This is a genomic window from Gilliamella sp. W8128 (assembly GCF_016100545.1).
Classification (GTDB): Bacteria; Pseudomonadota; Gammaproteobacteria; order Enterobacterales; family Orbaceae; genus Gilliamella; species Gilliamella apis.
Genome location: NZ_JACFSE010000002.1, coordinates 108,913 through 133,832, shown reverse-complemented (window position 1 = coordinate 133,832; position 24,920 = coordinate 108,913). Strand labels below are relative to the sequence as shown.

The following is a 24,920-nucleotide window of genomic DNA, read 5'->3' as shown; positions in this document are numbered from 1 at the left end:
ATTATTATCCTGATTTAGTTAACATCAACATTGATTCAATGTGCTTAGTTTGTGGAAACATATCCAAAATAGCAACTTTTGCAATGTTGTATCCTTCCTCAATAAATAGCTTGCAGTCCCTAGCTAATGTAGCAGGATTGCATGAAATATAAACTATTTTTGTAGGTGATATCTTAACAATTTCTGCTGTAGCATTATAAGCACCGGCTCTAGCAGGATCTAATAATACTTTATCAAATTTTGACTGATTCCATATTGAAAATTGCTGTTTATCTTCTAAATTACAGGTGAAAAACTGAGTTTTAGCACCAATTTTAGCTTTATTAAGTTTAGCATTGATCTTGGCTTTTTCAACCAGCGCATCAACACCTTCAATACCTGTGACTGATTGGCTTTTTATTGCCATAGGTAATGAGAAATTACCCATACCACAAAATAGGTCGAGTATTTTATCATCCGAAGTTATATCTAACCATTCTAAGGCTTTATCAATCATCTTTTGATTAATTTGACTATTAACTTGTATAAAGTCGAGTGGACTGAAAGTTAATTTAAGATGATTAATCAGATAATAATGTTCAGTGGCGCCACTAATATGAATCAGGTCATGACCATGAAAATAGAGTGAAATATTGTGAGTTTTAGCGAATTGTTTTAATAAAATGCTATCTTGCTCTGTTAGTGGCATGGTGTGTCTTAATACAAGGATAATGCCACTATCGACGGCAATTAATTCAATATGTCCAAGCGATTTTTTTTGTTTAATTTGTCTTAAACAAGACTGTAATGGCATTAATAATTTATCTAATTGTTCAACTAATACCGGACAGTGTTCTATATTTATAATTTGGTTTGATTCTGCCTGCCTAAAGCCGATGAATAATTCACCTTTAACAAAATTAATTGATAATCTAGCTCTCCTACGATAATGATATGGTTGGTCGGCAATGATATTAGGTGAATTGTCTTTATAGTCCAACTCCGCCCCAGCTTCTTTCTGCAATAGTTTGATTAAGGCTTCATATTTAGCTTGTTGCTGTAAATTTGATGAAATATGTTGTAATTCACAGCCACCGCATTTTGTATAGTACTTACATTGTGGTTTAACTCGCTGTTGGCTGTGATTGTGGTATTTTATAACTTTTGCTTTGGCATAATTTTTTTTATCATCAGTTAGTTGAATATCAACAGTTTCATCGGGTAAAGCAGATTTTATAAAAATTGTTTTACCTTTATGATTTGCGACACCTTGACCGAACGCATCTAAATTAGTGACAGTAACTGTCAATTTTTGTGGAGTAAACTTCTTTTTTGTGGGGGTGTAAAAATTAACCATATTAATAAATTGAAATTATGTTAGCCGTTTTAGTAACTCTGTTTTGACATGTAAAGGTACTAAATTAGAGATATCTCCACCATGCAAAGTAACATCTTTAACAATAGTCGATGAAATAAATCCCATTGCAATAGATGGCATTAAAAAGATAGTATCTAAATCAGGTTTTAATGCTCGATTCATTTCAGCTAATTGTCTTTCGTATTCAAAATCGTGAGTTGTTCTCACTCCTCTGACTATCACTGTCGCTGCATGTTTTTGGGCGAAGTCAGCCATAAGATTATCAAAGCCAATCACTTCCACATTCAATAAGTGTTCAACCGATGTTGAGGCTAAGTTTACTCGTTCTTCTAAAGTAAACAGCGTTTTTTTATTTGGATTTTGCGCTATAGCTACAATTAAACGGGGAAACAATTGCGATGCACGGGTAATTAGGTCGATATGACCATTAGTAATTGGATCAAATGTTCCCGGAAAAATCGCTGTGAGCGCTTTGCTTTTCATCTATCTTATTATCCATTAGTGAATAGGGGAATATCATACCTAATTTTAACCTAGATTGTTAGTTTAACTATGTAAAATCTTCGATTTTTATCCTTAAAAACCCTTTTCCTCAATATTTTTTATAATTATAAAAATATTGAGGTGAACAGAAGTGTTAGTTGTTTTATATCCAATTTATAACTAATTTTAACTATAAAATACTCGTTATTTATTAGTTTTATCTTTGTCGTATACATCACTAATGTTGCGCAATATTTCGGCAGTTTGTTCTGAGTTTAGATCTTGTTGTGTTTCTGCTAGCATTTCATCACCGACCATGAATTTTTTAATACTGGTTGAACGTAATGGAGATATTTAGATTGTCTAATCGTTTAAACTTTAAACATTTATAGACAATCTAATTTATTTATTTTTTAAATTCTTTTAAGCGAGTTTCAAAATCTTGCCACTGATAAAAACCATCACTATTTGCTACGGCATTTTTTAGCTGAAGTTGGTAATGTTGTGGTGGATGATTGATATCAAGTGGTTGCGCGGTGTAAAGTTGTTCAAAACTTTGATAAACGTATTCAGCTTTAAACAAATATTCCCCCGATGCTTTATTACGATAACGTTGTAATATAACCATACCACCAATTGGTGTATTTTCACATTGGTTAGGAAGTTGGTATTCGGCAAAATCCAAGGCACCAAGTAGTGCAGCAATGGTACTATCATGGCCAACGAGTAAATTTACCTTGTTATTCTTTTGGTGTAACAGATCATCTATCATATTAATTAATAACGCACTATTTTTTCGAGCTATAGATCTGGAATGAAAAACTAAATTAATATAGTGGTTACGAATTTGTATAAGTTGTTGCCATTGTTCGTGGCTGGTTATTTTTCCCCATGCAATTTGTTCTTTAGGAAAAGCTGAATAGTACTGTAATAAGAAAGCATCAACAGCACAAATACCAATTGCTAGAGGCCCTAATAATTCTGGCTCTTCATCTTTTACAAAATGAAGATCATAAGGAATATCAGCAAAATCACATTGATATTCAGCATATAATTGTGAATTTTTATAGTCCAAAATATCCGATAGCATCGCATAAGCTGGCGCTAAATTTTTGAAAATTGATTCAGCTTTATCTGCATCATCAATATCTTTTAATAATGCTTGTTTAGATTCTGGTGAATCATCTTGTACACTTGGATCAAATATAGGGTCCATTTTTTCAATGGTATATTTGTGGTTAACCGGGATATCATAACCCGCAAAAGCCCCTGTAACTAAGAATTGCGCGGTGGCAACTGTTCTTTGAAGACTATTAGCATAAACATATATGTCAGGATTTTCCTGTGAAAGCTTAATATTTTGTTGTTCAAGCCATTGCGATAGATAATGTCCAAAATAAGATTCTAAAACACCTCCTCTGGTAGTTAAATAACCATAAGCATGATCCCAACTTGGCCATTTTAATGGGCTAGCTTTTTCTAAAAACTCTATGGTGTTTGCTAATGGAGTGCGTATTCCATGACGACTTAGTATTACAACTTTATCTAATTGGTATTGATCTTTTTTCATTTAGTTATCCATCCTTGTTTATGCAAATAATTTAAAACGAAATCTCGTTGCCCTTTGCTAATTGTTTCTGCAATTTTATCACTCCAACCATTGGTTTTTTGATTAGTCAGTCGATGCTCATAGTATTGACGCATCTGAGTATCATATTGAGCTAATAATTGGTGATTGATTGGTTGATAGTGATTTTCAAAAAAAACTAATTCTTTCGGTAATCTTGGTTTTAGATCTGGATTTTGGTCAGGATAACCGATACAAAGTCCAAATAAAGGAAGAACATATTTAGGTAGCGCAAGTAATTCGCTCACTTTAGCAATATTATTGCGTAAACCGCCAATGTACACCGTACCTAAACCTAATGATTGTGCTGCAATAACCGCGTTTTGAGCCATAAGTGTGGTATCAATACAACCCACTAGAAGTTGCTCGGCTTTTTCAAGTGGAATAGTAGCATCAATTTGAAAATGGCGGTTAAAATCGGCACAAAATACCCAAAACTCTGGCGCTTGAACGATATAACTCTGATCGCCTGAATAATGAGCTAATTCTGATCTTTTCACACTATCAGTGATTCTAATGATGGTAGCGCATTGTAAAAAGTTTGAACTTGGAGCCGATTGTGCCGCTTGAATAATTGCATCAATCTGTTCAGTCGTTAATGGCGTTAATTTATAAGACCGAATTGAACGACGTTGGCAAATTAAATCAATTGTCTCATTTTGCATAACAGCTCCTTGATATCACTGTTTTTTTATAAATTGCAAATCCCAAACACCATGCCCTAGATTTTGACCGCGTTTTTCGAATTTGGTAATAGGTCGATCTTCGGGTCTTGGAATATAGTCGTTAGTTGCAGATAAATTTTTGAATCCTTCTGCTTGACTTAATACTTCAAGCATATGCTCTGCATAGTGTTGCCAATCGGTAGCTAAATGTAAAATACCATCAGTCTTTAATTTTCTATGAATTAAAGCAACAAAATTAGGTTGAATGATTCGACGTTTATTGTGTCTTGCTTTATGCCATGGATCGGGGAAGAAAATTTGCACCTTATCTAATGAGTTATCAGGTATCATGTTTTCTAACACTTCAACGGCATCATGGCACATAACTTTTAAATTAGATAATTGATTTTCCTCAATTGCCATTAAACAAGCTCCAACGCCCGGTTTATGGACTTCAATACCTAAAAAGTTCTTGGATGGGGCATTTTTTGCCATTTCAATTAATGAAGCGCCCATTCCAAAACCGATTTCAAACACCACCGGTTTATTATCTTTAAAAACAATTGGTGAGGTAGCATTGTACTCAACACCATAGATAGGCCATAAATGCGTTAAAGCCTGTTGTTGTCCTTTAGTTAAACGGCCTTGTCTTAATACAAAACTTCGTATTGTTCGTTTAGATTCTGTTACTTGGTTATTTGTGTCTAATTGTTCACTCATTACGTATCTGCTGTTAGGTTAAATAGATTATTAAGATAATTGATCATCTTAGCTATATAGTAGTTTACCTGATTTTTTATTCACTTCAAAAAAACATCTTATTAACCTAGTTTTTTATAGATTAATGTGATGAATGTAAAATATTTTTAATAAATTTTTATAATGTGGTTGAGCATAATCTGTAAATGATTATATAATTGTGATCCCGATTTAACCGATTACGTTTTATGTAATCATGATTACATGCTTGAGGATTTCTCGTGCCTGATATGAAGCTTTTTGCTGGTAACGCCACACCCGAACTAGCAAAACGTATAGCTAATCGTCTTTATACTTCTCTTGGTGATATTATTGTTAGCCGTTTTAGTGACGGTGAAGTAAATGTCCAAATTAATGAAAATGTCCGTGGTGAAGATGTTTTTATTATCCAATCAACTTGTGCGCCTACCAATGACAATTTAATGGAATTATTAGTGATGATTGATGCGATGCGTCGAGCATCTGCTGGTCGTATTACTGCTGTTATTCCTTATTTTGGTTATGCAAGACAAGATCGTCGCGTACGTTCAGCCCGTGTGCCTATTACAGCCAAAGTTGTTGCTGACTTTTTATCGACTGTAGGTGTTGATAGGGTTTTAACCGTTGATCTTCATGCTGAACAGATTCAAGGCTTCTTTGATGTACCCGTTGATAATGTGTTTGGTAGCCCTGTTATTTTAGAAGATATGTTGCAACGTGATTTTGAACGCCCAATCGTGGTATCTCCAGATATTGGTGGTGTGGTTCGTGCTCGTGCGATAGCTAAACTTTTAAATGATACAGATATGGCGATTATTGATAAACGTCGTCAACGTGCTAACGAAGCAGAAGTGATGAATATTATCGGTGATGTTGCTGATAGAGATTGTATTTTAGTTGATGACATGATCGATACGGCAGGAACACTTTGTAAAGCGGCTGATGCATTAAAAGCTCGTGGCGCAAAACGTGTCTTTGCTTATGCGACCCACCCAATTTTCTCAGGAAAAGCTGTAAGTAACATTAAAGATTCTGCTATTGATGAAATTGTAGTTTGTGACACAATTCCATTAACTGCGGAAGTTAAAGCATTGAAAAATGTGCGTCAACTTACATTATCAGGTATGCTTGCTGAAGCAATTCGACGTATTAGTAACGAAGAATCGATTTCAGCAATGTTCCATCAATAATCTTTTCTTCTGAATTAGATAAATGCCCCTATTAGGGGCTTTTTTGTAATAACAGGATAATTAACGATTAAACTATTATGTCAACAATCAAACTAATTGTAGGGTTAGCCAATCCGGGTAATGAATATGCCGCAACTCGCCATAATGCGGGAGCTTGGTATGTTGATTTACTTGCTGAACGTTATAATCAACCATTAAAAAATGATCCTAAATTTTTTGGATATAGTTCTCGAATTAACATCAATGGGCATGATGTTCGTTTGTTAGTACCAACTACCTTTATGAATTTAAGTGGTAAAGCAGTGCAAGCAATGGCTTCTTTTTATCAAATTAAGCCTGATGAGATATTAATTGCTCATGATGAGTTAGATCTTAATCCAGGGATTGCCAAATTAAAATTTGGCGGTAGTCATGGTGGCCATAATGGCTTAAAAGACATTGCCAGTAAACTTGGCAATAATCTGAATTTCTATCGATTAAGAATTGGAATTGGCCATCCAGGCGATAAAAATAAAGTAGTTGGTTATGTCTTAAATAAACCCTCTAAACCAGAGCAAGAATTAATTGATAAAGCTATTGATGAATCAGTCTATTGTACTAATATTTTATTAACTGATGGAATTGAAAGTGCGATGAATCGTTTGCATGCATTTAAAGCTTAAAGTTGTTAACAATAGCGTGTTTTAATTAATTGACTATAAAAAAATCCACCTGATAAACAGGTGGATAACAAATCACGTATCAATTCTGATTAAGAAAATAAATGAGAAACATTACCACCTTTTTCAGCTATTTTCTTCATTACTTCTTTTATTAACCATGTATTCATCGATGCGGTATCGTCAGTACTGCCGGTATAATTAAGTTCGGTGGCGAGTTTTTTACGTGCATCTAAACTACTATCGATACCTAATAATTTCAATAAATCAACAATAGATGTTTTCCAATTAAGTTTTTCTGGAAATTTTTTAGCTAAATTATCCAAAATTGACATGACATCGATCTCAGATATCGGCGCTTTGTTGTCCGATGTGTTTTGTTGATTTTGATCGGAATTACTATTATTTGTGTTATTACTTGAAGTATTATCTGAAGTTTTGTCTTTTACTGTGTCAGTGATTTTATCAACTTGCTCTTTCACTGCATCTTTAGCATGACCTACAGCGGCTTGTGCGTTTGGAAATATTTTTGAAAAAATATTATTTAAGATACCCATATTACACCCCTTATGTTTAAACTGCTTATTAAAAAACTGCTTAACGATATAGATGTAGAAAATATCCCCTTAAGTATAGCGGTTAAGTATAAATTATGTCAAAACCACAATCATTTAATAGCATTTTTTGTAATATTAGTATTTTCTGCTTCATTGTAACCATAACTATCTTATCTACCATTTTCGATTAATTGTTTTTTTAACTCAATGGGCACGCATAAATTAATAGTCTTTATTCTTCATTCACGTCATAAAAACACATTAAGATATTATACCAATTCTATTATTATGTGATCCAAATCACGATTTGGATTAATTTTGGAATACTATAATGAAAAATAACGGTAATATTTGGTTTACCAATTTTGGTGACACTAATTATATTTTAGAAATTTACATTAAAACTAGAGGTTATTATGAGTGCCATATTGAAGTCAGGAGGATATATCCGTTGGCTTATGATTATTTTATTTGCGACGGGTGTTATCCTCAATTATGTTGATAGAAATGCTTTAGGCATTATGGCTCAGGAAATTATACGAGATCTAAATATTACACCTAAAGAATACTCTTATATTACAGGGGCTTTCCAATTAGCTTATACCATTTTTCAACCTATCGTTGGATGGTTTGTTGATGTAATAGGCCTACGTATTGGATTTGCAATTATGGTTGTAATATGGTCAGTTATGTGTGTACTACATGCTGGCGCTGGCGCATGGATCCATTTGGCTATTTTACGTTTTGTTATGGGTGGTGCTGAATCAGTCGTTGCTCCTGCTAATGCAAAAGTAATTAGTTTATGGTTTCCGAAAAAAGAGCGAGCTATAGCTAATGGCTGGAGTATGGTCGGTTTTTCTTTAGGTGCAATGATTGCTCCTCCTTTGATTTATACAATTCATCAATTTGGCGGATGGCAGTTAGCATTTTTAATTCCTGGTTCTTTAGGAATAATTTGGGCTGGAATTTGGCTTTTCTTCTTTAGTGAACCATCCAAAAGTCGTTTTATTTCTGAAGCTGAAAAGAAATATATTCTTTCTGAACAGGATGATAGCGAAATCCAGCAAAATAAAAATATTTGGGTTGCTCTTAAACAAGTGGTTAGTAAAAAGAAATTTTATGGTATTGCTATTCCTGCATTTTTAGCTGAGCCTGCATGGGCAGCAGTTAACTTCTGGGTACCATATTATTTATTAACCGAACGAGGCATGCAATTGAAAGAGATGGCAATGTTTGTCTGGATTCCATTTCTTGCTGCCGATTTTGGTGGATTATCATCTGGATATTTTTCTAGAATGTTAAATAAACATTTTGGTCTTTCTCGAATAAATGCAGCATGTACAACTTATTTAGGTGCAGCATTCTTCATGTTATCAATGGCTTTTGCTAGTTTAACTGAAAGTCCTTATACGGCTATTGCATTAATTGCAATTGGCGCATGGGGTCATCAAATGTTATCGGCGATGTTAACTATTCAAGTTATTGAAAACTTTTCTGGTAAAGAAGTCTCAACGGTGAATGGATTGAGAGGTAGTTCTGCTTGGATAGCGAGTTTCTTATTTACTATAGTTGTTGGGCAGTTTGTTGAAACTATTGGTTTTAAACCATTCTTTATTACCATGGGCTTTTTAGATATCATTGGCGCTATCATAATGTGTTCTTTGTTATATCAACGTAGCCAAAAAAATAACAAGTAATTCGCAAATTATTTATAGACACACATCCTAACTATAAATATAAAAAGAAGAATAGCGTGTATATCACGCTATTTTTATATGTAAATTTAGAAAATAAAAAAGCCCATAATCATGGGCTTCAACATAGATAAATTATTTTTTATTCGAAAAATGCGCGTCTAATTGCGTATTCAACACCACGGATTTCAGCTAAGCCTCTTAAGCGTCCTATTGCAGAATAACCTGGATTAGTTTTCTTTTTAAGGTCATCAAGCATCTGGTGGCCATGATCTGGACGAACGGGTATTAAACGGTTTATACCAGCTTTTTTGCGACGTTCTTCTTCGGCAATAAGTACTTTTATTACGCCATACATATCAACGTCCCCAGCTAGGTGATCACCTTCGTGGAAAGATAATGGATTATCTTCACGTACTGTTGCGCGTAGATGAATAAAATAAACTCGATCGGCAAATTTTTCAGCCATAGTAACTAAATCATTATCACTACGAACACCATAAGAGCCAGTACAAAAGCAAAAACCATTATGGATACTATCAACAGTCTCTTTTATCCATTGCATATCTTCAATCGTTGAAACAATGCGAGGTAAACCTAAAATCGGTCTAGGAGGATCATCTGGATGAACAGTTAATACAACTCCAACTTCTTCTGCAACAGGTACAATAGCTTTTAAAAAATAAGCATAGTTTTCGCGTAATTTAGCTTTATCAATACCATCATAAGTTGCAAGATGTGCTCGAAACTGATCAAGTGAATAACCTTCTTCAGCGCCAGGTAATCCAGCAATAATGTTTGCTACCAATTTATCTTTATCGGCTTGTGTCATTTGTTCAAAGTAGTTTTTTGCTGAATGGACATCTTCTTGACTATAATCTTTTTCGGCATTAGGTCGTTGTAAAATATGAATATCAAATGCTGCAAAGGCAATTTGATCAAAGCGCAGGGCTCTTGAACCATCCGGTAATTGATAACCAAGATCGGTGCGAGTCCAGTCTAATACCGGCATAAAATTATAGCAAACCGTATCAATACCACAAGCAGCTAAATTACGAATAGATTGTTGATAATTAGCAATATGTTGTTCGACATTACCTGAACGGGTTTTTATCTCTTCATGAACAGGAATACTTTCGACAACAGACCAAACAAGGCCTTTATCTTCGATTATTTTTTTTCGTTTTTGAATTTCATCAATAGTCCATACTTCACCGTTAGGTATATGGTGTAATGCTGTAACAATTCCGGTTGCTCCGGATTGTCTGATATCATCCAATGATACTGGGTCACTAGGGCCAAACCAACGCATTGTTTGTTCCATCTAAAATCTCCTTAATGATTCTTTATTTAATAAGTCATTCCAAAAGGAAGATCCATTAACAATGCATATTTTCAACTATTGGTTAACAATAGTGACCGGAATAGAGTCAAATAAATAACCATCAAAATTTGGATCTTCACTGTCAGAAACTGTCATTAATGTTTGTTTAACATTTTCTAAGTGTTGCCACATAGCATGGCGTGCAGCCATAGCATCTTTTAACTGTAATGCTTGTAGAATTTTTTCGTGATCATATAGCCACTTTTTACGGTAACTATGATCGGTGATTCTACTTTGTAGTTGGTCCCACATTTTACTTGTAGATCGTTTAGCCCATAGATCTGACAATAAACGTTCAAGTACTGAATTTTTGGTAGCTCGTGCTATAGCAATGTGGAACATTTCATCAGCACTATAGTCATCAAGAACCTCTTGTTCTAATATTTGCCGTTCCTGTTCCAATATTGCTCTTAATTCAACAATATCTGCTTTGACAATTTGCGAGGCTGCAAAAGCGGCAATATTGCTTTCAATTAATTGTCTAGCTTGTAATAATTCAAATGGACCTAAATCTTCTTCTTCTATTTTCCTATCTTTTTCTGATAAGACTTCATCAGGTAAACCAATTACATAAACACCGGAGCCTTTTTTTACTGCAACTAAATTTTCAAGCTCTAACATAATCAACGCTTCACGAACTACTGTCCTACTGACATTAAAAGTTTCAGCAATGTCTCTTTCTGGTGGAAGCCGATCACCAATTTTAAAGGTTCCACTTTTTAATAATGATTTCAATTCATTACCAATTTCTTGATAAAGTCGATTGACCACTGGCATAATCTATAGTCCTTAGAATACTTTTAAGTTTAATGTAGATAATTATACGCTAATTATTACAACTCCTCTAAGCCTATAATAACAGAAAGTCGTTTCAGTTTTTATATTGGTTTACCAATATTGTTCGGTATTATAGTGTTTTTTGCAAGGATGCTTATAATATAAACCAAAAAATGTGACTAAAATCACAAAAATTAAAAAATAAAGGTGAAAATTTTATCAACAAGTGAAAATATGTCTAACCAATAAATACTGTCAACTAGTTAATAATGGTGTGTTACATGTTAAATTTATCAAATACTCCCCAATCAATTGCACACAAACCTTTATATGCCCGAGAAAAAATGGTAGCGCGGATTGTACATATAGGTTTTGGTGCTTTTCATCGGGCTCATCAGGCATTATTTACTGATCGCCTATTAAATAAAGGTAATAGTGATTGGGCCATTTGTGAGGTAAATATTGTCGGAGGTGAAGAGCTTATTAATGATATTCGAAAACAAGATCACCTCTATACGGTTTTAGAAAAAGGTGCAACATCTAAACAAGCTTATATTATTGGCAGTGTGAAAGAATCATTATTAGCGCCAATAGATGGTATTGAAACTATTTTAGAAAAAATGGCTGATCCGGTAGTCGAGATCGTTTCATTGACAGTAACCGAAAAAGGTTATTGTATGTTACCAGGTGGTGCTGGTTTGGATTTAAATAATCAATTAATTAAATCCGATCTGAGTTCGCCGACTAAACCTATGTCAGCTCCTGGCGTGATTGTTGAGGCCTTATATAGAAGGATGCAACGAGGTTTAAAATCATTTACTGCTTTATCATGTGATAATATGCCTGAAAATGGTTTGGTATTAAAAAAAGCGATTTTAGACTTAGCAAATGCACGTGACCCAGAGTTAGCTAAATGGATTGAAACCAACACCACTTTCCCTTGTACCATGGTTGATCGTATTGTACCCGCTGCGACAGCCGAAACATTAACAGAAATTCAAGATGCACTAGGTGGTATGTTTGATCCTTGTGGTATAGCTTGTGAACCATTTATTCAATGGGTTATTGAAGATAATTTTGTTACTGCTCGACCTAATTGGAACGAAGTTGGTGCTGAATTTGTTGATAATGTTGTCCCATATGAAGAGATGAAACTTCGAATGTTAAATGGTAGTCATTCATTCTTAGCGTATTTAGGCTATTTAGCTGGGTATGAGCATATTAATGATTGTATGAATGATGAGGCATATAAACAGGCAACTTTATCATTAATGCTACAACAACAAGTTCCAACTTTAAATGTTTCGCCGCAGGTTAATTTACAACAATATGCAGAAAAACTCATTGAAAGATTTAGTAATCCATCACTAAAACATCGAACATGGCAAATAGCCATGGATGGAACGCAAAAATTACCACAACGCATGCTTGATTCAATTCGTTGGCATATCAAACATAATTCTGATTTTTCTTTACTTGCTTTAGGAGTGGCTGGCTGGATGCATTATGTTGGTGGTATTGATGATCATAAACAAATAATCGATCTTCGTGACCCAATGGTAGATGAGTTAAAAAAAATAGTAACCGCTAGTGATGATGGTATTGAGCGAGTCAATGCTTTATTAACTTTAGACGCTGTTTTTGGATCTGATTTACCAAATAATTCATTATTTAAAGATAAAGTAACTCAACATTATCTTTGTTTAATGGAGAAAGGTGCAAAACAAACTATTCAGGATTTATTTTTTTAAATTGGACTTTAGAGTATGAAAAAATTTTTGGATGATAACTTTTTGTTACAAACTGATGTAGCGCAAAAGCTTTATTTTGATTATGCTAAAGATCAACCTATATATGATTATCATTGCCATTTACCACCAAAAGATATCGCTGAGAATAAAAATTTTGGTAATTTAACTGAAATTTGGTTAGCCGGTGACCATTATAAATGGCGAGTATTGCGAACTGCTGGTGTAGATGAAAAATTTATAACCGGAACCGCATCTGATTATGAAAAATATCTTACATGGGCAAAAGTTGTTCCTTTAACATTAGGAAACCCTATTTATCATTGGACTCATTTAGAGTTAAAGAGACCATTTGGTATAAAAAATATTATTCTTAATGAAAAAACGGCTGATCAAATATGGACTGAAGCTAATGCTAAATTAGCAACAGCTGAGTTTTCTACTCGTGGTATTTTAACTCAAATGAATGTTAAAGCCGTTGGTACAACCGATGATCCTATCGATTCACTTGAATATCATAAGCAAATTGCATTAGATACCTCATTTCTGACTAAAGTAAGGCCTAGTTGGCGACCAGATAAAGTCTTCAAAATAGAATTAGCTGGTTTTGCTGATTATATTGCTGAATTAGGCAAAGTTACGGATATCGAAATTGATAATTTTGACAAACTACTTTGTGCATTAACTAAACGCCTAGATCATTTTCAACAGCATGGCTGTGAAGCATCAGATCATGGTATTGAAATTTTACGTTATGCCGACATTCCTAGCGAAAAACAGCTTGATCAAATAATAACTAAACGCCTTGCTAATCAATCCCTTTCTGAATTAGAAATTGCTCAATTTAGTACCGCGATACTGGTTTGGTTAGGTAAACAATATCATAAACGCAATTGGGTAATGCAATTACACTTAGGTGCGCTACGTAATAATAATCAAAGAATGTTTAAATTACTTGGCCCTGATGCTGGATTTGATTCAATTGGCGATAGACCAATTGCCGAACCACTCTCTTCATTATTAGGTATTTTAGACTTAACTGACGAATTACCGAAAACTATTTTATATTGCTTAAACCCTCGTGATAATGAAGTGTTAGCTACTATGGCTGGCAACTTTCAAGGTTCAGGCATTGCAGGAAAAATTCAATTTGGATCTGGTTGGTGGTTCAATGACCAGAAAGATGGCATGGAACGCCAAATTATGCAACTTTCTCAAATGGGATTATTAAGTCAATTTGTTGGTATGTTAACTGATTCTCGCAGTTTCTTATCCTTTACCAGACATGAGTATTTTAGGCGAATCCTTTGCAATATGGTGGGACATTGGATGGCAAATGGCGAAATTCCTACTGATTTTGATTTAGTTGGCAATATGATTAGAAATATTTGTTTTAACAATGCAAATCGTTATTTTGGTTCTCATTAATTAAGTTTATTTTTGTCTAAAAAATAGAAATATTAGAATTAGACGATTCGTATTGGAAAATAGTTATTAATTTTTTAGGATAGTTATATGAAAACATTAAAGACATGGATTTTTAAGCAAGACCAGAATAATTGCATTGAATTATTGGTAGATAATCGATTTAACTTTTGCCTATATGTTCTTGAAGAAAAGATGTTTCGTGTTTTAATTAAGCGAAATAATAGTTTATCACTTGATAGAACATGGAGTATTGCTCCTAATCAAGATACTCCATTAGAAGGTCGAGATCGATTAAGCACCGAAGGTTTTTCTTTACCAAAATATGAATTATTGCAACAAGATAATAAACTTATTATAAGCACAAAACAGTTAAGAGTAACCATTGATCAACCATTATCACTAAAATGGGAATTTAAAAATGAATTTGGTGAGTGGCAATTGCTGGTTGAGGATAGAAGTACTAGTGCTTATTTAATTAATCCTCATGGTGATGGTATTGCTCATTATCAACGAAGATATAAAGATGAACACTATTATGGTTTGGGCGAGAAAGCAGGCGACCTTAATCGTGCTGGTCGCCGTTTTGAAATGCGTAATCTTGATTCAATGGGTTATAATGCGAAAGATACTGATCCTCTATATAAGCATATACCGTTTACCATTACCCATCGTAATGAGGTTAGTTTCGGTCTATTTTATGATAATTTAAGCAGTTGTTGGATAGATTTGGGAACGGAACATGATAATTATCACCTTTCATATCGCCGTTACCAAGCTGAAGCAGGGGATATTGATTTCTATTTCTTCTTAGGGCCGAAAATTATTGATGTCACTAAGTCTTTCATTAAGTTAACCGGTAAAACGTTTTTTGGCCCTAAGTGGAGTTTAGGTTACAGCGGTTCAACAATGTTTTATACCGATGCGCCTAATGCTCAAGAGCAGATGCAAAATTTTATTGATCTGTGTCAAGAGCACGGTATTCCATGTGATTCATTTCAATTGTCATCAGGCTATACCTCGATTAATGGTAAACGATATGTCTTTAATTGGAATTATGATAAATTCCCTGATCCGAAAGCTTTCACAAAATCTTATCATGAGGCAGGTTTAAGAATCGCTGCTAATATAAAACCATGTTTGTTACAAGATCATCCTAAATATAAGGAAGCAGCGGAGAAGGGACTTTTTATCAAAGATTCAGAAAGTGATAATCCTGAACGTTCAATGTTTTGGGATGATGAAGGTTCTAATTTAGATCTTACTAATCCAGCAACATTTAATTGGTGGAAAAACAATGTAACCAAGCAACTTCTTGAAATGGGCATTGATTCTACTTGGAATGATAATAATGAATTCGAAGTTTGGGATGCAGAAGCTCGTTGTAATGGTTTTGGTAAGGAAATAGCCATTAAACATATCAGACCAGTAATGCCATTGCTAATGTGTAGAGCATCAATGGAAGCGCAACAAAGTTATAAACCAGATATTCGCCCTTATTTAATATCTCGTTCTGGTTGTGCAGGTATTCAACGTTATGTGCAAACATGGTCAGGAGACAATCGAACAAGTTGGCAAACGCTGCGATATAATATCCGTATGGGATTAGGAATGAGTCTATCAGGACTGTACAATGTTGGTCATGATGTAGGTGGTTTTTCTGGTGATAAACCTGAACCCGAACTTTTTGTACGTTGGGTGCAAAATGGTATTATGCATCCTCGTTTTACCATTCACTCTTGGAATGATGATCATACTGTTAATGAACCTTGGATGTACCCGGAAGTTACGCCGATAATTCGAGATACTATCTGTTTTCGTTATCAATTACTACCTTATTTCTATAATTTATTATGGCAAGCTCATTACGATGATGAACCGATGTTGAGGCCTACTTTTTTGGATCATGAACATGATGCAAATACGTTTACCGAAACTGACGATTTTATGATTGGTAAAGATTTGTTAGTTGCTAGCATTGTTGAGCAAGGTCAAAGAGAGCGTGAAGTTTATTTACCAGAAAATAATACCGGTTGGTATTGTTACCATACACAGCAATGGTTTAGTGGTAAACAATCAATAACTTTACCAGCCCCACTTGAATCATTCCCTTTATTAGTTAGGGCTGGTGCTATTATTCCTATGTCTAAACGTATGGCTTACGTTAATCATCAATTAGATGATTATAGAGAATTTAAAGTTTTTCCAGCTAAAGGTGTTTATTCAACAAAAGGCAGTTTCTTTGAAGATGATGGCGAAAGTTACGATTATCAAAAAGGGAAAGGATTATGGATTGATTGGGATTTAACCTCGGATAATCAACGTATTGATCTTCATATACAAGCAAGAGGTGAATATCAACCTGCTTGGGATGAAATTAATATTTCATTACCAAAAGGTGAATTACGTTCATTATTCATTAATGGTCATTCAATAAATAAAGTTTCTTTAAAATCTATCAAATAATTCTTTATTCTCTCAATTCAATATTAATTGGATTGAGAGATCTATATCAAATTGATTTGATTTCACTTAACGTGTTTTTATTAACAAACTTTACCTATAGCAATTATTTTGCAAATATGCGGTTAATTTGACGTTATTTTCCAATTAATTGTGGATAATACAAATAAACTGTAAATATTATTTTTTTACAGGACATTTTTAATTAGATAAGGTAAATTATTCGGCATAAAAATTTTATGGTTGAGTTAGTTGCTATTAATTTTAGCAGGAAGAAAGGATAAGCCTGAATTATGCGTGGTAATGAGCCAAAAGTGTTGACCTCTTTGTTGTCACAAGGGGCCTTATTATCAAAAATAAAAGATAGAACCATTGCTTTAAGTCAATTGACCAAAATTATTGATGAATTACTTCCACCACCATTAATTCAGCAATATAGAGTTGCTAATTATCGTCAAGGTGTGCTTATTCTTGAGGTCAGTTCGGCCAGCTGGTTAACAAGATTAAAATATGAAAAAGGTAACTTATTATCAGGGATACGCCAAAAAATTTTACCATCTTTATCTTCCATTCAATATAAAATTAATCCAACTATAGCAACTAATTATTCGCAATCAGTTATTTTGTCTGATAAGAATGTTAAAATTAGTAATGTTATTAGTAAGCAAACAGCAATATATTTAAATGCAATTGCAGAGCAAGCACCAGATAAATTAAAAAAACAATTGATTAAACTTGCGAACCATGCAAAATAAACTAAACAATATGTTCAAGTTATATAATTAAGAGCTATAAGGAGTGAAATATGGATAATAATATGATGACTTATATCGTCATTGGCCTAGTAATTGGATTTATTTTAGGCATGATTTTCATGAATTTTATTTCGCCAAAAGGGCGCAAATATATCAAAGCACAACGTGAATTAGAACAAACCCAAGAAGAGTTAGCTTCACAAAAACAAATGATGGTTAAGCATTTTTCACATAGTGCTGAAATTTTAGATAATATGGCCAAAGAATTCCGTCGTTTATACCAACACATCGCTGAAAGTTCAGGACAATTTGTAAATAATGAAAATATGCCTATTGTTGATCTAGAGTCAAATAATGACATCAGTATTAAACAAGAGTTAACGCTTGAAAAACAGCCTAAAGATTATTCAGATAACCCATCTGGATTATTCAAAAGTGAAGATATTAAACCATAATCAATTTTTAAATATTTTTTGATAAGATAATATTAATCAGATTTATATTGTCAATATTAAATCATTCAAACAAGAGAGTTTTATAATGAGTCATTCTTTACGTAAACCAAAAAATTTATTAAGCATAATTGCCTTAAGTTTAGGTTTAAGTTTAGCTACATTACCGAATGCTTATGCTGCTTTTCCGTTTATTCCAACGGATAATAATTTACAACAGCAACAACCTTCATTGGCACCAATGTTAGAAAAAGTACTCCCTTCAGTTGTAAGTATTAACGTTGAAGGCACAGCAAAAATGCAAAGTAATATGCCAGAAGAGTTTAGACGATTTTTTGGTTATCCTGATAGTCAGTCTAGATCATTTTCTGGATTAGGTTCTGGTGTAATTATTGATGCTGAAAAAGGATATATTGTTACTAATAATCATGTTATTGATAATGCAGATAAAATTACTGTTTCGTTAAATGATGGTCATGAATATCAAGCGAAATTAATTGGTAAGGATCCACAAAGTGATATTGCTTTGTTAAAAGTTGATGATGCTAGTAAATTAACTGCTATTAAAATTGCTGATTCAGATAAAACAAGAGTTGGTGATTATGTTGTTGCGATTGGTAATCCATTCGGGATTGGTCAAACGGTAACATCAGGTATTATTTCCGCCTTAGCTCGTAGTGGGCTAAATATGAATGGATTTGAAAACTTTATTCAAACTGACGCATCTATTAACCAAGGTAATTCTGGTGGTGCGTTAGTTAATTTAAATGGTGAACTAGTTGGCATTAACACCGCTATTATTGCACCAAGTGGTGGTAATGTCGGTATTGGTTTTGCTATACCAAGCAATATGGTTAAAAGTTTAACTTCTCAGCTTATTGAATATGGTGAAGTTAAACGAGGTGTTTTAGGTATAAAAGGTAATGAATTAACTTCAGATATCGCTAAAGCCTTTGATCTTGAAGTACAGAAAGGTGCCTTTGTTAGTGAAGTTATTGCTGATTCAGCAGCCCAAGAGGCGGGCATAAAATCCGGCGATGTTATTGTTTCTATGGATGGTAAACCTGTTGATAGCTTTGCTGAATTACGAGCTAAAATTGCCACAACAGGAGCTGGTCGTACCGTTAAATTAGGTTTAATTCGTGATGGTAAAGAGATTTCTGTTGAAGTTAAATTGAAGAACAGTGACCAATTAAGTACCGAGGCTAAATCTCTTCATCCAGCGCTTGATGGAGCAACATTGACTAATGGTGATGTGAAAGGTCAAAAAGGTGTATTGATTGAAAGTATTGCTAAAAATTCACCTGCTTCTCGTTTAAGCTTACAAGAAGGCGATCTTATTACAGGAGTGAATAAGACCAGAGTCGAAAGTATTTCTGATCTACGTAAAATTATTGACAGTAATCCTTCTGCTATTGCCTTAAACATTGTTAGAGGTGATAGTCGTCTTTATCTAATTTTACGTTAATTATTTAGCCAAATATCGTCGGTGCTTCGCATCGACGAAAACGCCTTTTTAACCCTCAGTTATATATGATAGAATCTTATCAATCATTCTCATCCTGCTTGTGACAATTATGCTTAAAAAAATTCTATGGCCGATATTAATCGGTGCTGTTTTAGCGATAGTGTTACTCATTATTTTTCCTTCTTTGAGAAATGGATCTCAATCTGATTTTTCAAGATCCATTTTTAATGATGAACCTATGAGTTATTCTAGTGCAGTAAAGATAGCTGCGCCTGCAGTGGTTAATATTTATAGCCGCTCAATTAATTCAGTACCTGAACAATCACAAGATAGTCCAATAACACCATTAGGCTCTGGTGTCATTATGAGTGAGCTTGGTTATATCGTTACCAATTATCACGTTGTTGATGGTGCAGAACAAATTATCGTTGCTTTGCAAGATGGCAGAATTTTCGCCGCATTACCTGTCGGTTCAGATAAATTAGTTGATATTGCTGTACTTAAAATTGAAGCATCTAATCTTCCGATAATACCGATTAATCCTTCCCGCGATCCGAAAATTGGTGATGTCGTTTTAGCCATTGGCAATCCATATAATATTGGGCAAACTATCACCCAAGGTATTATTAGTGCTACTGGCCGTGATGGACTCAGTCCATATCGTCGACAAAATTTTATCCAAACTGATGCTTCAATTAATCATGGTAATTCTGGTGGTGCTTTAGTTAACACTAAAGGTGAATTAATGGGTATTAATACTCTGACATTTGCCAAAAATCTAGGTAATGATGTTCCTGAAGGTATTGGTTTTGCTATTCCAACAGCATTAGCCGTTAAAATAATGAATAAATTAATTCAAGATGGCAAAGTTATACGAGGCTATATTGGCATTGATGGTTTAGAATTTGCCCCAACACAAAATACTAGTGATCTCCCAAAAGTGTTAGGTATTTTAGTCACTAATGCTGAAGGTCCTTCTTTGCAGGCAGGTGTACAAGCTAATGATATTTTAATAATGGTTGATAATAAACCAGTAAGATCGATTGTTGAAACAATGGACCAAATTGCAGAGTTGAAACCGGGAACAATCGTCCCCATAATTGTCTTACGCAATGGAGAAAAGATTCAACTGCAAATTACTATTGGTCAATTGCCGGTTTAGATTGTCCTTTTATTGCTTGATTATCTTTGATATAGGACGTATAATTCGCACCCTTATCATGTTATTTAACACTCGTATGGTGTATAGATTTTGCGGTTAAGCCATTTATATAGCGATACGAACAAACTTTAGAGGTTTATTATGAAAGAAGGTATCCATCCAGAATACACTGCAATTACAGCAACTTGTTCTTGTGGTAACAAAATTGAAACTCATTCAACTATTGGTCATGACATTCATCTTGACGTATGTGGTGAATGTCACCCGTTCTATACAGGTAAACAACGTGATGTAGCAACTGGCGGACGTGTTGATAAATTTAAACAACGTTTTGCAATGGTTGGTGGTAAAAAATAGTTTTACTAATTTTTACGTTGTAAAAAAGGCGCTTTAAGCGCCTTTTTTGTATCTATGATTCAGTCATTCATCAATTAAATCAGGATCTATACCTAAAGCTCGCATCATTTTCTGTGCTTGTAACGGAATGCCGTCATTATGATCTTTCTGTAAATCTTCATCACAAGGCAATGGTTGACCAGTATAAGCGTGTAGAAAAGCTTCACATAAAAGTTCACTATTCGTTGCATGACGTAAATTATTGACTTGTCGTCTAGTTCGCTCATCAGTTAATATTTTTAATACTTTTAACGGAATTGAGACTGTAATTTTTTTTACTTGTTCGCTTTTTTTACCATGCTCAGCATAAGGGCTAATATAATCGCCGTTCCATTCCATCATTTATTCACCAAATCAATCACATCACAAATAATGTGGATAATTTTAGCGTTTTTTTTGCTTAGCTGCAATCTATACACCAAGATAGTTAGACGTCTAGACATGTTGACGTCTTTTGTTATTGTGTTATTCTTATACAACTAAATCTAAAAATAAATAAAGTGGTTTGTAGGAAGGTTATTATGGCTCGTAAATCTAAAAATCTTAGCCAAGATACTATTGCTGTTCGTGGTGGATTAAATACAGATGACCAATTTGGTAGCGTAGTTCCTGTTATTACGCCATCAACATGTTATCGATATGAAGAGTTTGCCACCCCAAGAAAGTTTGATTATGGTCGCAAATCTAATCCAAGTAGACGATTAGTTGAGGAAACGGTAGCAGAATTAGAAGGCGGTGCAGATGCCATTTTAACCAATTGCGGTATGTCAGCAATACATCTAGTCAGTGTAGCCTTACTTGGCCCAAATGATGTCGTGGTTGCACCTCATGATTGTTATGGTGGTAGTTATCGATTATTTAATAGTTTGAGCCAAAAAGGGTATTTTAAAACCAAATTTGTAGACCAATCCGATCCTGTTGCTTTAAAAGAAGCACTGAATTTAAAACCTAAATTAGTATTGATTGAATCGCCAAGTAATCCATTATTAAGAGTCGTTGATATTACTGATATTGCACGTCAGGCGCATGAGGTTGGAGCGTTAGTTTTGGTTGATAATACCTTTATGACACCAATTTTACAAAAACCATTGGAATTAGGGGCTGATATTGTTAGTCACTCTTGTACTAAATTTTTAAATGGCCACTCAGATCTATTAGCCGGAATATTAGTATTTAAAGATCAACAATTAGCTACAGATGTATTGTGGTGGGCAAATAATATCGGAACATCAACTTCATCATTTGATAGTTATTTATTATTGCGCGGTTTAAGAACCCTTACTGCAAGAGTTAGATTACAACAAGAAAATGCAGAAAAAGTCGTCGAATTTTTAGTTAATCATCCTAAAATTGCTAAAGTTTTTCATCCTTCGTTACCAACAAATTTAGGTCATGACATTGCCAAAAAACAACAAAAAGGCTTCGGTTCACTGTTGAGTTTTGAATTAGCTTGCGCTGCCGATGATATGCCTAAATTCCTAGATGCGTTGAATATTTTTACCTTAGCGCAATCACTTGGTGGCGTAGAAAGTTTAATATGTCATCCAGCTACAATGACCCATTCAGGAATTAGTGCTGAAGCACGCAAAACAGCGGGTATATCCGATCAATTATTACGTATTTCTGTGGGTCTCGAGGATATCAATGATCTGATTGGTGATTTAGAGCAAGCGTTAGCAAATATTTAACCGTCATCAATTTATCAATAGAGTTGGAAAATAGCTTATTTTTCGACTCTATTAATATAGATAGCTATATATTTAAGTTCGTTTCATTATTTCGATAATCATTGACTTTATTGGCAATGGCGCTGAGGATCTCGTTAATTGAATGCCGTTTACTTCGACCACAAATTTTAGCATTATCATGGCAAACTAAACATTGTCGAGAATGATGCTCGAATTTAGACCGAGAAATACTTTTTTGTGTAACAGGGTCAATGACATCTATATCCCATAATCGTCCTAAAAAATGCCTCTCCTCAATTTTTATACACAGTTGTTTAAGCATATCAACGTTATGATCAATTGATAATAATGCTTCATCACCAGTTATGCTTTCATAAAGTTTTTCATAGATAATAGAAATATTATGTCGGTTTAACATCTGATGGATAGCTTGTACAGCTTCATTAAATAAGAATAAAGTGCCACTACTTTTCTTGATTGGTCCAGGTATTACTAAACTTAATGATATTAGCGGATAAGGGTATTGCTCAAAAACTTGTTGCTGATTGTTTACGCGATTTTCTTTAGCCATTAACATTTGCTCAAGCGTTATGTTAATGCCATCGTCGAATCTTAATGTTGGATTATTCATAATGATGTTGAGTAATAGCATAACTAAGAATTTTGTTATGCTATTACTATTACAAAGTTAATTAGTCTTTGACTTGACGAACAACATCAATAATTGAGCCGTCACGGAAGTGAACAATCCCAACAATTTTATCGTTAAATTCAATTGGTTTTGGTTCACCTGTTAATGCAATAGCACGTTGATAAAGTTCTTCAATAGTCATTACTGGTAAATTAGCCGCTTTTAATCGTTCTGCAATTTCAGGACGAGCAGGATTTACCGCTATACCATGGTCAGTGACTAACACATCTACACTTTCACCTGGTGTAACAATAGTGGTTACTTTTCTAATTACCGTTGGAATTCGGCTACGAATTAGTGGCGCAACGATAATAGTTAGATTTGCTCCAGCGGCTGTATCACAGTGACCACCGGATGCACCACGCATAACACCATCAGATCCTGTTAGTACATTAACGTTGAAATCTAAATCTACTTCGAGTGCACTGAGAATGACAATATCTAATTCATCAACACTCGCACCTTTTGAGGCTGGATTAGCGTAAACGTTGGTTGAAACTTCAATATGATCTTTATTCTTACCTAAAGATTGTCCCGCAGCTCCATCAAAACTTTGTGTATCAAGTAAACGTTTTACTAAGCCTTTCTCATGAAGATCGACGATACTTGCTGTGATACCACCTAGAGCAAATGATGCTGTGATATTTTTCGCTCGCATCCGATTTTCTAGAAAGCGTGTCGCTGCAGTTGATGATGCGCCAGAACCAGTCTGAATTGAGAATCCATCTTTAAAATAACCTGAATTTTCGATAACATCAGCGGCATAGCGGGCAATCATTAATTCTCTAGGGTTACTGGTAATACGTGCTGCACCAACGCTAATTTTAGTTGGATCACCAACTTCGTCAACTTTAACAATATAGTCAACTTGATCTTGGCGGATACTTGCTGGATGGTTAGGATAACCAACAATATCTTCAGTAAGTAAAACCACTTTCTTAGCAAATTGAGCATCAACCATAGCATAACCAAGGGCGCCACATTGTGATTTACCTGATACGCCATTAGCATTACCTTGTTCGTCAGCAGTTGATACAGCTAAGAATGCGATATCAATATTAATTTCTCCGCTTTGGATTAATTTGACTCGACCACCATGAGAATGGATATGTACCGGATTTTCCATCAGGCCGTGTGAAATCGCATCAGCTAATTTTCCTCGTAATCCTGAGGTATAGATTTTAGTAATTACACCAGACTCAATGTGAGGAATCAATGCTGCGTTACAGCTTAATAATGAGCTTGAAGCTAATGTAAGGTTCTTAATACCTAATTTACTAATGGTTTCAACAACTTTGTTGATAACTTTATCGCCTTCACGAAATGCGTGGTGAAAAGAGATAGTCATTCCATCACGAAGTTCACACTTTTCTATTGCTTGCTCAATTGACTCACACAATTTACGGGTATATTTAGACTCATCTTTTAGATAAGGTGTGGTTGCATTAGCATCAATAAATGGTGTGATATTTTTAAGATCAGGATGCTGTTTTAATAAATCAGCAATTTTTTGGTTTATAGAAGTTGTCATGTTTCAATCC

At 34.3% G+C, this 24,920-nt stretch carries 23 protein-coding genes and 1 pseudogene; 12 read left to right on the top strand and 12 right to left on the bottom strand.

What is annotated here, in order from left to right; translation table 11 throughout:
* Nucleotides 1-4: 4 nt before the first annotated feature.
* From rlmD to trmB, 6 genes and pseudogenes are all read right to left on the bottom strand, one after another.
* Complete coding sequence (gene rlmD / locus H3U97_RS02245) at nucleotides 5-1,336, bottom strand: 23S rRNA (uracil(1939)-C(5))-methyltransferase RlmD (protein WP_198197876.1); 1,332 nt, start codon at nucleotides 1,334-1,336, stop codon at nucleotides 5-7.
* A 15-nt stretch (nucleotides 1,337-1,351) separates the two neighbouring features.
* Nucleotides 1,352-1,840 carry a pantetheine-phosphate adenylyltransferase gene (coaD, locus tag H3U97_RS02240; protein ID WP_198197874.1) on the bottom strand — a complete coding sequence of 163 codons (489 nt, stop codon included), beginning with the start codon at nucleotides 1,838-1,840 and terminating at the stop codon, nucleotides 1,352-1,354.
* A 204-nt stretch (nucleotides 1,841-2,044) separates the two neighbouring features.
* Nucleotides 2,045-2,185, bottom strand: a pseudogene (locus tag H3U97_RS02235) (galactose-1-phosphate uridylyltransferase); the annotation flags it as partial.
* Nucleotides 2,186-2,246: 61 nt separating this feature from the next.
* A complete protein-coding gene (agp, locus tag H3U97_RS02230) occupies nucleotides 2,247-3,410 on the bottom strand; it encodes a bifunctional glucose-1-phosphatase/inositol phosphatase (RefSeq protein WP_198197870.1) in 1,164 nt (387 codons plus the stop codon).
* Nucleotides 3,407-4,132, bottom strand: a complete 726-nt coding sequence (gene nfsA, locus H3U97_RS02225) for an oxygen-insensitive NADPH nitroreductase (RefSeq protein WP_198197868.1) — start codon at nucleotides 4,130-4,132, stop codon at nucleotides 3,407-3,409. Before nfsA ends, agp begins: the two co-directional genes overlap by 4 nt.
* 15 nt (nucleotides 4,133-4,147) lie before the next feature.
* On the bottom strand, nucleotides 4,148-4,852 hold the full coding sequence (gene trmB / locus H3U97_RS02220; RefSeq protein ID WP_198197865.1) for a tRNA (guanosine(46)-N7)-methyltransferase TrmB: 705 nt from the start codon (nucleotides 4,850-4,852) through the stop codon (nucleotides 4,148-4,150).
* A gap of 260 nt (nucleotides 4,853-5,112) precedes the next feature.
* Between trmB and H3U97_RS02215 the strand changes: the two genes are divergently transcribed.
* The gene (locus H3U97_RS02215) at nucleotides 5,113-6,060 is read left to right on the top strand and encodes a ribose-phosphate pyrophosphokinase (RefSeq protein WP_086319756.1); all 948 of its coding nucleotides are present in this window, start codon (nucleotides 5,113-5,115) and stop codon (nucleotides 6,058-6,060) included.
* Between the two features lie 77 nt (nucleotides 6,061-6,137).
* Entirely contained in the window at nucleotides 6,138-6,722 is a 585-nt protein-coding gene (gene pth, locus H3U97_RS02210; RefSeq protein WP_086361658.1) for an aminoacyl-tRNA hydrolase, read from the top strand.
* A gap of 89 nt (nucleotides 6,723-6,811) precedes the next feature.
* On the opposite strand, the gene H3U97_RS02205 is transcribed toward pth, so the two are convergent.
* On the bottom strand, nucleotides 6,812-7,276 hold the full coding sequence (locus H3U97_RS02205; protein WP_086319752.1) for a DUF3597 domain-containing protein: 465 nt from the start codon (nucleotides 7,274-7,276) through the stop codon (nucleotides 6,812-6,814).
* A 458-nt stretch (nucleotides 7,277-7,734) separates the two neighbouring features.
* On the opposite strand from H3U97_RS02205, the gene H3U97_RS02200 reads away from it, so the two are divergent.
* Nucleotides 7,735-8,973 (top strand): MFS transporter, encoded by a 1,239-nt coding sequence (locus tag H3U97_RS02200; RefSeq protein ID WP_232343714.1) that lies wholly within the window; start codon nucleotides 7,735-7,737, stop codon nucleotides 8,971-8,973.
* Nucleotides 8,974-9,112: 139 nt separating this feature from the next.
* Here the strand turns inward: H3U97_RS02200 and uxuA are convergent, their stop codons facing one another.
* Nucleotides 9,113-10,294 carry a mannonate dehydratase gene (uxuA, locus tag H3U97_RS02195; RefSeq protein WP_086356734.1) on the bottom strand — a complete coding sequence of 394 codons (1,182 nt, stop codon included), beginning with the start codon at nucleotides 10,292-10,294 and terminating at the stop codon, nucleotides 9,113-9,115.
* A gap of 75 nt (nucleotides 10,295-10,369) precedes the next feature.
* Nucleotides 10,370-11,131, bottom strand: a complete 762-nt coding sequence (locus tag H3U97_RS02190) for a GntR family transcriptional regulator (RefSeq protein WP_065613931.1) — start codon at nucleotides 11,129-11,131, stop codon at nucleotides 10,370-10,372.
* 281 nt (nucleotides 11,132-11,412) lie between these two features.
* Here H3U97_RS02190 and H3U97_RS02185 point away from each other — a divergent pair, with 281 nt between their 5' ends.
* The 8 genes from H3U97_RS02185 (at nucleotide 11,413) to rpmE (ending at nucleotide 20,961) form a co-directional block, all read left to right on the top strand.
* A complete protein-coding gene (locus tag H3U97_RS02185) occupies nucleotides 11,413-12,882 on the top strand; it encodes a mannitol dehydrogenase family protein (protein WP_198197861.1) in 1,470 nt (489 codons plus the stop codon).
* Between the two features lie 15 nt (nucleotides 12,883-12,897).
* A complete protein-coding gene (gene uxaC / locus H3U97_RS02180) occupies nucleotides 12,898-14,307 on the top strand; it encodes a glucuronate isomerase (RefSeq protein WP_065651476.1) in 1,410 nt (469 codons plus the stop codon).
* A gap of 87 nt (nucleotides 14,308-14,394) precedes the next feature.
* Nucleotides 14,395-16,770, top strand: a complete 2,376-nt coding sequence (locus tag H3U97_RS02175; protein WP_198197859.1) for a TIM-barrel domain-containing protein — start codon at nucleotides 14,395-14,397, stop codon at nucleotides 16,768-16,770.
* 290 nt (nucleotides 16,771-17,060) lie between these two features.
* Entirely contained in the window at nucleotides 17,061-17,522 is a 462-nt protein-coding gene (locus H3U97_RS02170) for a DUF721 domain-containing protein (protein ID WP_198197857.1), read from the top strand.
* A 50-nt stretch (nucleotides 17,523-17,572) separates the two neighbouring features.
* Entirely contained in the window at nucleotides 17,573-17,977 is a 405-nt protein-coding gene (locus tag H3U97_RS02165; RefSeq protein WP_082205134.1) for a YhcB family protein, read from the top strand.
* A gap of 85 nt (nucleotides 17,978-18,062) precedes the next feature.
* A complete protein-coding gene (locus H3U97_RS02160) occupies nucleotides 18,063-19,442 on the top strand; it encodes a Do family serine endopeptidase (RefSeq protein WP_065651474.1) in 1,380 nt (459 codons plus the stop codon).
* A gap of 109 nt (nucleotides 19,443-19,551) precedes the next feature.
* On the top strand, nucleotides 19,552-20,604 hold the full coding sequence (gene degS / locus H3U97_RS02155; RefSeq protein ID WP_065613939.1) for an outer membrane-stress sensor serine endopeptidase DegS: 1,053 nt from the start codon (nucleotides 19,552-19,554) through the stop codon (nucleotides 20,602-20,604).
* A 141-nt stretch (nucleotides 20,605-20,745) separates the two neighbouring features.
* A complete protein-coding gene (rpmE, locus tag H3U97_RS02150; protein ID WP_034904595.1) occupies nucleotides 20,746-20,961 on the top strand; it encodes a 50S ribosomal protein L31 in 216 nt (71 codons plus the stop codon).
* A gap of 63 nt (nucleotides 20,962-21,024) precedes the next feature.
* On the opposite strand, the gene metJ is transcribed toward rpmE, so the two are convergent.
* Entirely contained in the window at nucleotides 21,025-21,342 is a 318-nt protein-coding gene (metJ, locus tag H3U97_RS02145) for a met regulon transcriptional regulator MetJ (RefSeq protein ID WP_086356730.1), read from the bottom strand.
* Nucleotides 21,343-21,521: 179 nt separating this feature from the next.
* Between metJ and metB the strand changes: the two genes are divergently transcribed.
* A complete protein-coding gene (gene metB, locus H3U97_RS02140; protein WP_198197855.1) occupies nucleotides 21,522-22,688 on the top strand; it encodes a cystathionine gamma-synthase in 1,167 nt (388 codons plus the stop codon).
* Between the two features lie 64 nt (nucleotides 22,689-22,752).
* On the opposite strand, the gene citX is transcribed toward metB, so the two are convergent.
* Both citX and citF read right to left on the bottom strand, forming a co-directional pair.
* A complete protein-coding gene (citX, locus tag H3U97_RS02135) occupies nucleotides 22,753-23,319 on the bottom strand; it encodes a citrate lyase holo-[acyl-carrier protein] synthase (protein ID WP_198197853.1) in 567 nt (188 codons plus the stop codon).
* Nucleotides 23,320-23,380: 61 nt separating this feature from the next.
* Nucleotides 23,381-24,910: a citrate lyase subunit alpha gene (gene citF, locus H3U97_RS02130; protein ID WP_081298768.1), complete on the bottom strand. Its 1,530-nt coding sequence runs from the start codon at nucleotides 24,908-24,910 to the stop codon at nucleotides 23,381-23,383.
* Nucleotides 24,911-24,920: the final 10 nt, after the last annotated feature.

Excerpts from the sequence above, each read along its gene's own strand:
- H3U97_RS02190 (WP_065613931.1), bottom strand. The coding sequence starts at position 11,131 with ATGCCAGTGGTCAATCGACTTTATCAAGAAATTGGTAATGAATTGAAA.
- H3U97_RS02200 (WP_232343714.1), top strand. The coding sequence starts at position 7,735 with ATGATTATTTTATTTGCGACGGGTGTTATCCTCAATTATGTTGATAGA.
- citX (WP_198197853.1), bottom strand. The coding sequence starts at position 23,319 with ATGAATAATCCAACATTAAGATTCGACGATGGCATTAACATAACGCTT.
- uxuA (WP_086356734.1), bottom strand. The coding sequence starts at position 10,294 with ATGGAACAAACAATGCGTTGGTTTGGCCCTAGTGACCCAGTATCATTG.
- rpmE (WP_034904595.1), top strand. The coding sequence starts at position 20,746 with ATGAAAGAAGGTATCCATCCAGAATACACTGCAATTACAGCAACTTGT.
- H3U97_RS02170 (WP_198197857.1), top strand. The coding sequence starts at position 17,061 with ATGCGTGGTAATGAGCCAAAAGTGTTGACCTCTTTGTTGTCACAAGGG.
- agp (WP_198197870.1), bottom strand. The coding sequence starts at position 3,410 with ATGAAAAAAGATCAATACCAATTAGATAAAGTTGTAATACTAAGTCGT.
- pth (WP_086361658.1), top strand. The coding sequence starts at position 6,138 with ATGTCAACAATCAAACTAATTGTAGGGTTAGCCAATCCGGGTAATGAA.
- rlmD (WP_198197876.1), bottom strand. The coding sequence starts at position 1,336 with ATGGTTAATTTTTACACCCCCACAAAAAAGAAGTTTACTCCACAAAAA.
- H3U97_RS02160 (WP_065651474.1), top strand. The coding sequence starts at position 18,063 with ATGAGTCATTCTTTACGTAAACCAAAAAATTTATTAAGCATAATTGCC.
- nfsA (WP_198197868.1), bottom strand. The coding sequence starts at position 4,132 with ATGCAAAATGAGACAATTGATTTAATTTGCCAACGTCGTTCAATTCGG.
- citF (WP_081298768.1), bottom strand. The coding sequence starts at position 24,910 with ATGACAACTTCTATAAACCAAAAAATTGCTGATTTATTAAAACAGCAT.
- trmB (WP_198197865.1), bottom strand. The coding sequence starts at position 4,852 with ATGAGTGAACAATTAGACACAAATAACCAAGTAACAGAATCTAAACGA.
- H3U97_RS02205 (WP_086319752.1), bottom strand. The coding sequence starts at position 7,276 with ATGGGTATCTTAAATAATATTTTTTCAAAAATATTTCCAAACGCACAA.
- coaD (WP_198197874.1), bottom strand. The coding sequence starts at position 1,840 with ATGAAAAGCAAAGCGCTCACAGCGATTTTTCCGGGAACATTTGATCCA.
- degS (WP_065613939.1), top strand. The coding sequence starts at position 19,552 with ATGCTTAAAAAAATTCTATGGCCGATATTAATCGGTGCTGTTTTAGCG.
- metB (WP_198197855.1), top strand. The coding sequence starts at position 21,522 with ATGGCTCGTAAATCTAAAAATCTTAGCCAAGATACTATTGCTGTTCGT.
- H3U97_RS02165 (WP_082205134.1), top strand. The coding sequence starts at position 17,573 with ATGGATAATAATATGATGACTTATATCGTCATTGGCCTAGTAATTGGA.
- uxaC (WP_065651476.1), top strand. The coding sequence starts at position 12,898 with ATGAAAAAATTTTTGGATGATAACTTTTTGTTACAAACTGATGTAGCG.
- H3U97_RS02185 (WP_198197861.1), top strand. The coding sequence starts at position 11,413 with ATGTTAAATTTATCAAATACTCCCCAATCAATTGCACACAAACCTTTA.
- H3U97_RS02175 (WP_198197859.1), top strand. The coding sequence starts at position 14,395 with ATGAAAACATTAAAGACATGGATTTTTAAGCAAGACCAGAATAATTGC.
- metJ (WP_086356730.1), bottom strand. The coding sequence starts at position 21,342 with ATGATGGAATGGAACGGCGATTATATTAGCCCTTATGCTGAGCATGGT.